The 12,636-nt window shown below is 70.8% G+C and carries 9 protein-coding genes; 6 read left to right on the top strand and 3 right to left on the bottom strand.

What is annotated here, in order from left to right; all coding sequences use genetic code 11:
- Window positions 1-21: 21 nt before the first annotated feature.
- The 3 genes from hydA to IPH07_19705 all read right to left on the bottom strand — a co-directional run bounded on the left by hydA (window position 22) and on the right by IPH07_19705 (window position 3,192).
- Complete coding sequence (gene hydA / locus IPH07_19715; protein MBK6919632.1) at window positions 22-1,419, bottom strand: dihydropyrimidinase; 1,398 nt, start codon at window positions 1,417-1,419, stop codon at window positions 22-24.
- Window positions 1,420-1,564: 145 nt separating this feature from the next.
- Window positions 1,565-2,608, bottom strand: coding sequence for a hypothetical protein (locus tag IPH07_19710; GenBank protein ID MBK6919631.1), 1,044 nt, complete (start codon window positions 2,606-2,608; stop codon window positions 1,565-1,567).
- A 149-nt stretch (window positions 2,609-2,757) separates the two neighbouring features.
- Window positions 2,758-3,192, bottom strand: a complete 435-nt coding sequence (locus IPH07_19705; protein ID MBK6919630.1) for a rhodanese-like domain-containing protein — start codon at window positions 3,190-3,192, stop codon at window positions 2,758-2,760.
- 83 nt (window positions 3,193-3,275) lie between these two features.
- Here IPH07_19705 and IPH07_19700 point away from each other — a divergent pair, with 83 nt between their 5' ends.
- The 6 genes from IPH07_19700 (at window position 3,276) to IPH07_19675 (ending at window position 12,507) form a co-directional block, all read left to right on the top strand.
- Window positions 3,276-4,691, top strand: coding sequence for a hypothetical protein (locus tag IPH07_19700; GenBank protein MBK6919629.1), 1,416 nt, complete (start codon window positions 3,276-3,278; stop codon window positions 4,689-4,691).
- 239 nt (window positions 4,692-4,930) lie between these two features.
- The gene (locus IPH07_19695; protein MBK6919628.1) at window positions 4,931-7,255 is read left to right on the top strand and encodes a hypothetical protein; all 2,325 of its coding nucleotides are present in this window, start codon (window positions 4,931-4,933) and stop codon (window positions 7,253-7,255) included.
- A gap of 278 nt (window positions 7,256-7,533) precedes the next feature.
- A complete protein-coding gene (locus IPH07_19690; protein ID MBK6919627.1) occupies window positions 7,534-9,027 on the top strand; it encodes a CoA-acylating methylmalonate-semialdehyde dehydrogenase in 1,494 nt (497 codons plus the stop codon).
- A gap of 11 nt (window positions 9,028-9,038) precedes the next feature.
- A complete protein-coding gene (locus tag IPH07_19685; protein MBK6919626.1) occupies window positions 9,039-9,299 on the top strand; it encodes a hypothetical protein in 261 nt (86 codons plus the stop codon).
- Between the two features lie 1,355 nt (window positions 9,300-10,654).
- Window positions 10,655-11,923: an NAD-dependent dihydropyrimidine dehydrogenase subunit PreA gene (gene preA / locus IPH07_19680; protein MBK6919625.1), complete on the top strand. Its 1,269-nt coding sequence runs from the start codon at window positions 10,655-10,657 to the stop codon at window positions 11,921-11,923.
- A gap of 98 nt (window positions 11,924-12,021) precedes the next feature.
- A complete protein-coding gene (locus IPH07_19675) occupies window positions 12,022-12,507 on the top strand; it encodes a hypothetical protein (GenBank protein ID MBK6919624.1) in 486 nt (161 codons plus the stop codon).
- The last annotated feature ends 129 nt before the right edge of the window (window positions 12,508-12,636 follow it).

Genomic DNA, 12,636 nt, shown 5'->3' with positions numbered 1-12,636 from the left:
CGCTCGCGCTCCTTCATCGCGCTACAGGCCCCACGTGCCACGGCGCTGGAACTGGCCCTGGCCGGCCTTGCCCAAGAAGCTACCCGCTCGCACCAAGGTCTGCCCCCGCTGCATGACCAGGGTCGGGGCCCCGACGAATTCACGGCCCTCGAGCGGGGAGTAGTCCACCCGCATGTGCAGGGTCTTGCTGGTGATGGTGTGGCGCTTCTCGGGATCCCACACCACGATGTCCGCGTCGGCACCGATCGCCAGGGTGCCCTTGCGGGGGTAGAGCCCGAAGATCTTGGCCGGCGCCGTCGAGCTGATCTCCACGAAGCGGTTCATCGAGAGCTTGCCCTCGCGGACCGCCTGCCACAGCAGGTAGAGCCGGGTCTCCACGCCGGGCATGCCGTTGGGGATCTTGCTGAAGTCGCCGCGGCCGAGCTCCTTCTGGTCCTTCATGCAGAACGGGCAGTGATCGGTCGAGACCACCTGGAGATCGTAGTTGGCCAGGCCGCGCCACAGGTGATCGTGGTGGTGCTTGGGCCGCAGCGGCGGCGTGCACACGAACTTCGCGCCCTCGAACTCGTCCTCGGGCGTGCCGCGCAGATCGTCCTCGCTGAAGAAGAGGTATTGCGGGCAGGTCTCGGCGTAGGCCGGCAGCCCGCGGTCCCGGGCCTCCATCACGCGTTCGAGCGCGCGTTGGGCCGAGAGATGGACCATGTAGACCGGCACGTGGGCCATCTCGGCCAGCGCGATGGCCCGCTCGGTGCCGGTGGCCTCGGCGACCTCGGGGCGGGTGAGCGCGTGGTAGATCGGCGCGGTGTGGCCGGCTGCGAGCGCCCGCTCGACCAGCACGTCGATCGGCTGACCGATCTCGGCGTGCATGCAGATGAGCGCGTCGAGCTCCCCGGCGCGCAGCATGGCGCGGAAGATCGACTGGTCGTCGACCATCAGCACACCGGGATAGGCCATGAACAGCTTGAAGCTGGTGATGCCCTCGCGGACCAGGTCGCCCATCTCGCCCAGCACCGGCGGCGGCACGTCCGTGACGATCATGTGGAAGGCGTAGTCGCAGACCGCCTTGCCCTCGGCCTTGGCGTGCCAGGTGTCGAGTGCGGACTTGAGCGAGCTGCCCTTGGGCTGGATCGCGAAGTCGATCAGGGTGGTGGTGCCGCCGCAGGCCGCCGCGGTGGTGCCGCTCTCGAAATCGTCCGATGAGGTGGTGCCGCCGAACGGCATGTCGAGGTGGGTGTGGGCATCGATGCCGCCGGGGAACACGAGCTGGCCCTTGGCGTCGACGGTCTCATCGAAGGCGCCGAGGGCGGCGGCGCTGCCGGGGCGCAGCAGCGCCGCGATCTTGCCCTGCTCGACCACCACGTCGGCGGCGAAGGTGTCGGTTGCGGTGACGACGGTTCCACCCTGGATCAGCGTGCGCATGCGGGCGCGATCCTATCAAGCGCGGCCCCGCCACGCGACCGTCGGCGCCACGCCATCGTCGGCGCCACGCGACCGTCGGCGCCACGCTCCGCCGGACGCTTCGCTTCGCGGCGTGCTCGCGTCGGGGCCCCCTTACCGCGGCCTGCTAGCCGGGCGGCACGAACTCGTCGCAGGCGGTGACGATCGACGACAGCGCGCTGTCGAAGAAGGCCGCGTAGTTGGGCTCGCAGACCGAGACCCACGCGCCGTACTCGAACGACTCGACCCACGCGCGCAGATGCAGCGACGGCTGCGAGCCGCTGTTGTCGGTCGGATCGAAGGGCGGGCACAGGCCGCCCGTCACGTCGGAATCGCCCAGCAGGCCCAGCATCACGACCGCCGACGCGTTGCCGTGCTTGGCGGTGACCAGTGCGTCGTGCCAGCTGTCGGCGTCGCCGGGCGAGGCCAGGGAGTCGTCCTCGTCGGAGATCAGCGTGACGATCAACAGCGCGTCGTCGCGCAGGAACCCCTCGTTGCACTCGCCGGCGCTGGCGAGGGGGCCGAGCGCGGTGAGCAGCGCCTGTGCCGGGCGCTCGCTGGGGTCACCGTCGATGCCGACCGCGGCCATGCAGTTGAACGCACCGAATGGGTCGGCGAGCGTCGCGTCGATGAAGCGGTGGCTGCCCAGGCCGCAGTCGTTGCCGGCCGCATCGGTGACCCGACCCGCGCCCAGGAGCTCACCGCACGGTCGCGGACTCCACGGGCCGCAGGGCTCGCCGTTGCACTCGCAGTTGCAGCCGTCCGGACAGTTGGCGTTGCACCACAGGCCGCAGTCGAACGAGTTGTACATGACCTCGTAGCAGCCGTCGCCGACGCCGACGTCGGTGTCGACGACCATCACGTGGAAGTCGTCGCCGAGCATGCCCTGGATCGAGGTGATGAAGCCGGGCACGCTGGCGATGAGCTGCTGCTGCTCGTCGGCCATCGAGGCGGAGTTGTCGACCACGAACACGAGATCGATCTTGCTGCAGCCCATCTGCGGCTCGACGCCGGCGAGGTCGAGCTTGTCGCCGCCGCTATCGGAGCCGCTGGCATCGCCGGCGGAGCCGAGCGTGGTCGCGGCACCCGTGATGCCCATCGTGACGCCCGCGCTGACGCCCGCGTCGGTGCCGGCCTCGCGCTCGCCACCGCAGGCGAGCGTCAGCAGCACCGCCAGCCATGACGTCGATGGCCGCCGGGGCGCGGATGTGCGGCGCAGATTTCGACCCACGCCCCAGCTTGTCGCGGGCGCGTGCCGACGCGCAAGGCCGCGGCCCCATGGCCTACGCGATTCCGGCGTGTCCTCACCGCAGGCGTCGGTCACCACGCCGACATCGGGCCGAGGTCGAAGACGTCGGCGTGGCCCTGGGCCTGCAGGATCCGCGTGGCCTGGGCGCTGCGGTTGCCGCTGCGGCAGTAGACCACCACCGCCCGCTCGCTCGCGCCCAGCTCGCCGATGCGCGCCGACAGCTCCGCGACCGGTATGTTCATCGCACCGCCGATGTGGCCCTGCTCGAACTCTTCGGGCGTGCGCACGTCGAGCAGGACCGCGCCGTGCTCGACCCGCGCACGCGCGACGGCGCCGGGGGATTGCACGGCCGCCGTCCCTGGCTTCGCGGCGCTCGCGTTCACGTCCGCCGCGCTCGCGGCGGCCGTGCTCCTGCAGCCCGCTGTCGTCGCCGCGGTGAGCAGCAGCACCAGCGTGACCGTGGGCCGAAGGGCGGCGCCCCACCCAGACGGTGCATCGTCGTTCATGTCGGTGGGAGCCCACCGCGGGGCCAAAGGGTTCGCGGTCGCGCAAGGGTTCCGACCCGGCTGCTACGCTTGGAGGTCCGCCGATGGTCGACGCGCAACAGCCCGCCACCACCGGCCCCGCAGACCCGGAGCAACGGCTCGGCCTGCGCGTGGCCGCGGGGCTCACCCTGGTCGTCGCGCTCGCGCGCGTGGTGGTGTGGATCCGCGTGGCTGGTCTCGAGGCCCAGGCCGAGGGTGCCGAGCTCGGCAGCGAGGCCTGGCAGCACACGCTCGACGGCGTCATCACGTTGCAGACGCTCCTGCACCACGTCGACGGGGTCTACGTGCTGGCGATCGCGGCGCTCGCGTCGGCGTGGTCGCGCGGGCGGCCCGCGGTGCGCGTGGCCCAGTGGATCGCGGTGATCTCGACGCTCGCGCAGACCGGGGCGATGGCCCTGCTCAGCCAGGGTGGCGACGAGCCCTTCGAGGTCCGCGAGGCCCGCTTCGAGCTCGCGCAGCACGTGATGGCGTGGGCCGGCCTCGGGTCGACGCTCGCGCTGGTCGGCATCGCGGCCGGTGCCGCCAGTGCACGTTGGGCCCGCACCGTCCTGACGGTCGTGGTCGCGCCGTGGGTCGTGCTCGCGGTGCTCGGCCGCGCCGGTGTCGACGTCTCCGCGGTGTCGCCGTCGCAGTGGGGTGCGTTGGCGACCGCGCTGATGGCATCGCTGGCGATCGCGTGGTGGTCGGCGGCGTCGCGCGAGGCGCACGGCCGCACGCCAGTCCACGCTCGCGCGATCCAAGGGCTGTGGCTGCTGCAGACCGCGCTGTTGCTGCGGATCGGCGCCTCGGTGATCGCGTCGACGGGGCTCGCGGTCGCGATGTCGGCCCGACGCGGCGTGGGGGCGCTGCTGGTGGCCCACGTGATCACCCACGCGCTGCTCGCCGCGACGGCGCTCGTCGGCCTGCGTCGCTACGCGTCGCTGCCCGCCGCGGGCCATCGACGTGACGTCGTCGGCTGGTTGGCGGCCTGCGTCGTGCTCGGCGTGGTGCTCGAGGTCGCCGCTGCGCTGGCGCTGTGGCGGTGGCTGACGGCGATCGAGGGCCCTGGCGAGGGTCCGTTCGGCATCGTATCGACCGCGAGCCTGGTGCCGCTGCAGCAGGCGGCGACCTGGATCGGGCGTGCCGCCGCGGTCACGGGGCTGGTCACCGTGCTGTCGTTGGTCGCGACCCTGCGGCACACGGCGCGCTGGCTCGCGCAGCACCTCGAGGACGAGCGCGGCCAGCTCATCGCGTTCGTGACCGTGCTGCTCGCGGTGGCCATCGCGATGGTGATGGGGGCACTGACGCTGCTGCGCGAGGCCTCGCCGCCACCGACGTTGATCGTCATCGTCGGCGTCGGCGTGATCGCGACCTCGCTGTGGTTGCTGTCGGCGTGGCTGCGGCTGTTCGGCGCCCTGCGAGGGGCGCTGCAGGCCGGACGCGGGGCGGCGGACTCGAGGGCCGTGACGGCTCGATTTTGAACCGCAGAGGCTCGGCCCCGCGGCCATGCGCGGTCGATTCGTTGGCGAGACTGCATCGGTCGTGGCGCCGAGCGTTGCGGGAAACACCAACGTCCGACGGAACGTAGCGGGGATGGTCGCCGGCCTCGTGCCGCTCCGGGCGGTGCGCCGGGCCCCGTCGCGTCGGGCTATCATCCGTGGCCCCCATGCGTCGACGAATCATTTCACTTGGTACTGCAACCCTCGGAGTGCTCGCGGCGATGACCGCATCGAACCCGGCTGCGGCGGCCGTCAGCACGCCCGATGCCGCCGGCTATGCGTGGTACGACCAGGCCAGCGGCGCGACGTACAACTACGTCGACATCTCCGCGACCGGTACCAACGTCATCAGCGGCGACGACTCGCGCACGTCGCTGGCATTGTCGGTGCCGTTCACGTTCTACGGCGTCTCGCTCAACCAGGTCGACGTCAGCACCAACGGCTTCATCGCCAGCGCGACCCCCAACTCGGACTTCGGCAACACCTGTCCGCAGCCGGGCTTCGTCGACGGCGGCGGTGCACGCATCGCCGTGTTGCACGACGACCTCGTCTCGACGGTGTACCACCAGTACTTCAACGCCGCCCAGGCCACCGCGATCGGCTTCCCTGGTACGACCAACGGCGTCACCATCGTGCAGTGGGTCGGCACCCACTTCACCGGTAGCACGGCGATGAACGCCCAGGTGGTGCTGTTCCACGACTCGGGCGCGATCCAGATGCAGTACCTGGTCGACGTCGACACCGGCAGCGGTGCGACCATCGGCATCCAGAATGCCGCCGCCACGATCGGTCTGACGTATGCCTGCAATACCCTGGGCAGCATCTCCCCTGGCGCCACCGCGGTCCGCTTCGCACCCACGCCGCAGGACTTCCACATCAACGAGCTGCGGGTCGACCAGGATGGCACCGACAACGACGAGTACGTCGAGATCGTCGGCCCACCCGGCGCGGCACTCGACCGCCTGGCGTACGTCGTGCTCGGCGACAGCCCGACGGGTTCGATCGAGAGCGTCACGTACCTCGGCGGGCGCTTCATCCCGTCGGACGGTGTGTTCTTGCTGGCCGAGAACACCCTGAGCCTGGGCACGCCGGATCAGGTCGGCAGCCTCAACTTCGAGAACACCGACACCGTCACGCACATGCTGCTGCGCGACTTCAGCGGTGCACTCAACGGTGACGTCGACACCAACGACGACGGCACCCTCGACGTGACGCCGTGGAGCTCGGTCGACGACGTCGTCACGCTGGTCAACGCGACCAGCACCGAGTTCGACTACGGCCCGGGCGCCAGCTGCGTGGCCGGAACCGACTGCAACAGCATCGCGACCGGCAGCGGCCCCTTCCAGGTGTTCCGCTGCGGTGACGGCACCGGCAGCTACAACCTCGGGCCCAGCAACTTCTCGGCGGTGCCGGTCGTCGACAGCCCCGGCGAGCCGAACCACTGCGCCTGCGGCGACGGCATCCCCGTGAACGGCGAGACCTGCGACGAAGGCGGCAACACGGTCGCATGCGACAGCGACTGCACGCTGCCCAGCTGCGGCGACGGCCTGAGCAACCCCGCCGCTGGCGAGGCCTGCGACGACGGTGGCGAGTCGGCGACCTGCAACGCGGACTGCACCGCCGCGGTGTGCGGCGACGGTGTGCTCAACGCGGCGGCCGGCGAGCAGTGCGACGACGGTGGCGAATCGGCGACCTGCGATGCCGATTGCACGCCGGCGGCCTGTGGCGATGGCACCGCCAACGTGACGGCCGGCGAGACCTGTGACGACGGCGGCGAGTCGGCCACCTGCGACGTCGACTGCACCGCGGCGGCGTGTGGCGACGACGTCGTCAACGTCAGCGCGGGCGAGCAGTGTGACGACGGTGGTCGCTCGGCGATGTGCAACGCCGACTGCACCAACGCCAGCTGTGGCGACGGGGTCGTGAATGCAGCGGCCGGCGAGGCCTGCGACGACGCGGGCGAGTCGGCCACCTGCAACCTCGATTGCTCGGCGGCGAGCTGCGGCGACGGCATCGTCAACGCGACCGCCGGCGAGGCGTGCGACGACGCGGGCGAGTCGGCGAGCTGCGACGACGACTGCAGCGACGCCAGCTGTGGTGATGGTGTGCTCAACGCGACCGCGGGCGAAGCGTGCGACGACGGCAACACCGACGACGGTGACGGCTGCTCGGCGATCTGCGAGGAGGAGAGCGGCAGCTCGAGCGGCGGGTCCGACTCGGGCGGGAGCTCCGGCGGCTCGGACAGCGGTGGCTCGGACAGCGGTGGCTCGGACAGCGGCACCACGGGCGTCGCCGATACCAGCGGTGGCACCGCGGCCGATAGCTCGGGCTCGGCGAGCGCCAGCGACACCGACGCGACGGCCAGCGCGAGCGCGAGCGACAGCGACACCAACGCCGACTCGGGCGACAGCTCGGGCACCGCGGGCGCCGGCGGCACCGACAGCGGCTGCAGCTGCAACGGTGGTGCGGGCGATGCCGGCAACGCCGGCTGGGCGGGCCTCGGCCTCTTGGGCCTGGTGGCCACGCGTCGCCGCCGACGTCGCTAGCACGAGGGGCGAGCGCCGGCGTGGAAGCGCCGGCGCTCTCGCCTGTGCGCGTGGGGGCCCGCTTCGGCCCTGTGGTCGACATCGCTCCCCGGTTGGGGCGCGCGTCTTGGTCCGTCGCGGAGGTGGCGCGTCGGGGCCGGGCCGTGCTATGCGGGGCTTTCGGCCGTAGCGAACGGCGGAGGGCGACAGGACCGTTCTTGGTCGCGTGCCCGCGTCCGTCCAAGGGAGCATCGATCCCGTTCGCGTCGGTCCTGACCCACGTGGGGAGTGACGAGTTCATGCGCACCATCGAACATTGGATCGCCGGCAAGGCCTCATCGCGCGCGGCCGAACGCAGCGGCGACGTCTTCAACCCTGCGACCGGTGAGGTCACCGCCAAGGTCGCATTCGCGTCGCCCGGCGACGTCGATGCCGCGGTCGCGGCCGCCCAGGCCGCGCTGCCGGGCTGGCGCGACGCTTCGCTGGCCAAGCGCACCAAGGTGATGTTCGCGTTCCGCGAGCTGCTCGAGCGCCACAAGGTCGAGCTCGCGAAGCTGGTCACCGCCGAGCACGGCAAGGTCGCCAGCGACGCGCTCGGCGAGGTCAACCGCGGGCTCGAGGTGGTCGAGTTCGCCTGCGGCATCGCGCAGCTGCAAAAGGGCGAGTTCTCCGAGAACGTCTCGAGCGACGTCGATAGCTACTCGCTGCGTCAGCCGGTCGGCGTAGTCGCCGGTATCACGCCGTTCAACTTCCCGGCCATGGTCCCGATGTGGATGTACCCGATCGCGATCGCGTGCGGGAACACCTTCGTGCTCAAGCCCTCCGAGCGCGATCCGTCGGCAGCGAACTTCTGCGCCGAGCTCATGCAGCAGGCGGGCCTGCCCGACGGCGTGCTCAACGTCGTGCACGGCGACAAGGTCGCGGTCGATCGCATCCTCGTGCACCCCGACATCGCCGCGGTCAGCTTCGTGGGCTCGACCCCGATCGCGCAGTACATCTACGAGACCGGCACCCGTCACGGCAAGCGCGTGCAGGCGCTGGGCGGCGCGAAGAACCACATGCTGGTGCTGCCCGACGCCGACATGGAGCTCGCGGCGGACGCGGCGATCGGTGCCGCCTATGGCTCGGCGGGCGAGCGCTGCATGGCGATCTCGGTGCTGCTGACCGTGGGCGATGCCGCCGATCGGCTGATCCCGATGTTGCGCGAGCGCATTGCCAAGCTCGCGGTCGGGCCCGGTGAGGATCCGAAGAGCGAGATGGGCCCGTTGGTCACGCGCGCGCACCTCGACAAGGTCCGCGGCTACGTCGACGCCGGCGTGGCCGAGGGCGCGGTGCTGCTCGAGGACGGCCGCGATCCCAAGATCCCCGGTGGCGAGCACGGCTTCTTCCTGCGGCCGTGCCTGTTCGACCGCGTGACGCCGGCGATGACCGTCTACAAGGAAGAGATCTTCGGCCCCGTGCTGGTGGTGGTGCGCGCCGCGACCTACGACGAGGCGTTGGCGATGATCCACGACAACCCGTACGCCAACGGCGTCGCCATCTTCACCAACGACGGCGGCGTCGCGCGCAAGTTCCAGCACGAGGTGCGCGTGGGCATGATCGGCGTCAACGTGCCGATCCCGGTGCCGATGGCCTACTACTCCTTCGGCGGCTGGAAGGCGTCGTTGTTCGGCGACACCCACGTGCACGGCCGCGAGGGCGTGCACTTCTACACCCGGGGCAAGGTCGTCACCGCGCGCTGGCCCGACCCGCGCTTCCGCGGCGTCGACCTCGGCTTCCCGCAGAACCGATGAGAGGTGGGGCGATGGCCAGCATCATTGCAGTCAGGGTCGATGGTCGCGGCGAGGTCCGCGACGGTCACAAGCGCAGCGACACCACCGTGGTCGCGAAGTGCGATCTGTGCGACGCCGTGGTCGACGCGGTGGCATCGATCACCCCCGCGGCCGACGGCGCGTTCGCGTGCAAGGTCTGCCTGCGCCAGCGACTCGAGGCCGTCACGGTCGCGATGTACGAGCTGCGCGAACCCGGCAACACCGGCCTGCCGTGGGGCAAGCTGAGCGGCTAGCCGCCAACCCCAGAACCAACCTCGAGAAAGGACTGCCATGGCCAAGCTGGACAGCAACCGCAGCGAGACGGCATTCGCGGACTTCAAGCCGCCGTACGACCGCGACCAAGCGGTCATCGAGGCCAACCGCTGCCTGTACTGCCACGACGCGCCGTGCGTGACCGCGTGCCCGACCGGCATCGAGATCCCGGAGTTCATCCGCAAGATCGCGACCGACAACGTCAAGGGCGCCGCGCGAACCATCTTCGACGCCAACATCCACGGCATGAGCTGTGCGCGGGTGTGCCCGGTCGAGGTGCTGTGCGTGGGGGCGTGCGTGCACAACCTGCAGGACGTGCCGCCGATCCAGATCGGCAAGCTGCAGCGCTACGCCACCGACCTCGCCTACGCCGAGGGCTGGCGCTTCTTCACCCCTGGCGCGCCGACCGGCAAGAAGGTCGCGCTGGTCGGCGCGGGGCCGGCCTCGCTGGCGTGTGCCCACGAGCTGCGTCGGTTCGGCCACGCGTGCACGATCTACGAGAAGCGCGGGCTCGCGGGCGGCCTCAACTCGACCGGTGTCGCGCCGTACAAGATGCGCGCGGACCAGTCGCTCGCCGAGGTCGAGTGGATCATGGGCATCGGCGGCATCGAGCTGCAGACCGGCGTCGAGGTCGGCGCGCGCCCGACCTGGGCCGAGCTCGAGGCGTCACACGACGCCGTCTTCCTCGGCTTCGGGCTCGGGCCCGACACCGCGCTGGCAGTGCCGGGCGAGGAACTCACCGGGGTCTGGGGCGCCGTCGAGTACATCGAGCGCATGAAGCTCTCGAAGGTCTCCGTCAGCGCGGTGCGCAACGCGGTCGTGGTCGGCGGTGGCAACACCGCGCTCGACGCCGTGCGCGAGTTGCTGGGCCTCGGCGCGCGCACCGTGACGATGGTCTACCGCGGCACCGAGGCGGCCATGAGCGGCTATGCCCACGAGTGGGAGGCGGCACGGATCGACGGCGCGCGGGCGCTGTGGCAGGCGCAGCCGGTGGCGGTGCTCGGTCGCGATCGCGTCGAAGGCCTGCGGTGCCTGCGGGTCGACGACGACAAGCGCCCGATCCCGGGCACCGAGTTCGATCTCGAGGCCGAGCTGGTGCTGCTGGCCATCGGTCAGGGCAAGCTCGGGGAGCTGGTCGCGGCGCTGCCGGGTATCACAGTGGCGCGCGGTCGCATCGTCGTCGACGAGCACGGCTTCACCGGCCGGCGCGGCCGGTGGGCCGGCGGCGACTGCGCCAACGGCGGCAAGGAGTCGTCAACGCCTCGGCCGAGGGCAAGAAGGCCGCGCGGGCGATCCATGCCGCGCTCGGCGGTGTGGCAGAGAAGGGAGCCTGAGCATGGTGGACATCAGCGCGAACTGTGGCGGCATCCGCTCGCCGAACCCGTTCTGGCTCGCCTCGGCGCCGCCGGCCAACTCCGGCGCGCAGATCCAGCGCGCCTTCGATCACGGCTGGGGCGGCGCGGTGTGGAAGACGCTGGGCACGCCGATCCAGAACGTGTCGAGCCGCTTCGGCGGGGTCGACTACCGCGGCTCGAAGAACATCGGCTTCAACAACATCGAGCTCATCACCGACCGCCCGCTCGAGTCGAACTTCCGCGAGATCTACGAGACCAAGCTGAAGTACCCGAAGCACGCGATCATCGTGTCGCTGATGGTCGAGACCCGCGAGGAGTGGAAGGACATCATCAAGCGCGCGATCGATGCCGGCGCGGATGGGCTCGAGCTCAACTTCGGCTGTCCCCACGGCATGTGTGAGCGCGGCATGGGCTCGGCCGTCGGGCAGGAGCCCAAGGTCAACCAAGAGATCACCTCCTGGGCGGTCGAGTACTCGAGCGTGCCGGTGCTGGTGAAGCTGACGCCCAACGTCGCCAACATCGTGCCCCACGGTCTGGCGGCGCAGCGCGGCGGTGCCCACGGCGTCTCGCTCATCAACACCATCAAGAGCATCATCGGCGTCGACATCGAGCACTTCGTGCCGCAGCCGTTCGTGGCCGGCCGCTCGACCAACGGTGGCTACTGCGGCGCGGCGGTGCGGCCGATCGCGCTGCACATGGTCGGCGCGCTCGCCCGCGAACCCGAGTTCCGCATCCCCATCAGCGGCATCGGCGGCGTCACCAATTGGCGCGATGCGGTCGAGTTCCTGCTGCTCGGATCGAGCTCGGTGCAGGTGTGCACCGAGGTCATGCTGCGGGGCTATCGCATCGTCGAGGACATGATCGAAGGCCTCACCAGCTACATGGAGCGCAAGGGCTTCGAGAAGCTCGACGACATGATCGGCAAGGCGGTGCCGAACTTCACCGAGTGGGGCGAGCTCGATCTCAACTACGAGACGGTCGCGAAGATTGACGCCAGCAAGTGCATCGGTTGCCACCTTTGCGTGGTCGCCTGCGACGACGGGGCCCACCAGTGCATCCACCCCGCCAAGGACACCCGCGTGCCGGTGGTCGACGAGGCCGAATGCGTGGGGTGCAACCTGTGCCAGATCGTGTGCCCGGTGCCGGGCTGCATCACGATGGCCCCGGTCGACAACGGCTTCGCGCCTGCGACGTGGAACGAGCACGTCGGCGACGGCCGGCCGCTGCGGCCCAAGAAGGCCGCGCACTAGCCTACGGTCCATCCCCCGCGGTCCACCCCCGCCGTGCAACCGTGCGCGACCCCGTGTCGTCGCGCACGGCACGGCGGTTGCTCGCTTGGGTCGGCGACATGCCCGACCGAAGGTACCTGCTCGTCCTCGCGCTCTCCCTCGTCGCGTGTGCACGCGAGACCACCGCCCCGGCCGACGCGCCAAGTGAGCCGGCGGCGAACCTCGCGGTCACACCGGCGGCGGCCGACGCCGACCCCAACCCCGGCGGTGCCGGCGAGGTCGATCTCGAGGTGGTGAGCCTGCGGTTCGTCGCCCGACTCGACACCGAGCTCGATCTCGACGACAGCCAGGCGACCGCGCTGCGTGAGATTTTCACCGACTACACGGCGCAGCTGCAGCCGCACATCGCGTACATCCGGTCGAAGCCATCCACCGTCGCCAAGCTGCAGGCGGCCCGCGAGCGCCGACCCGAGATCCGGCAGCTCCGCGCGGCCAACGACGCTGCGATCGCGCCGGTGCTGACGCCCGACCAGTTCGCCCGCTATGTGCAGCTGCGCGACGAGTTCCGCGAGCAGCTGCGCGAGCGCTTCCTCGAGGGGGTCTGAGGTCCGGCCGGCGGGCGCGGCCGCGGCCAGACGGCCACCGCGGGCGTCTCCGCTTTCTTGCCGGGCCGCGCGCGATCGTGGCATCTGGCGGGCAAGCCATGATCGGGCGACGTGCGCGTGGATTCGGGG

The organism is Deltaproteobacteria bacterium, from assembly GCA_016709225.1.
GTDB classification, from domain to species: Bacteria; Myxococcota_A; Polyangia; order Nannocystales; family Nannocystaceae; genus Xiheibacterium; species Xiheibacterium phototrophicum.
This window is presented reverse-complemented; position numbering and strand designations above follow the sequence as displayed.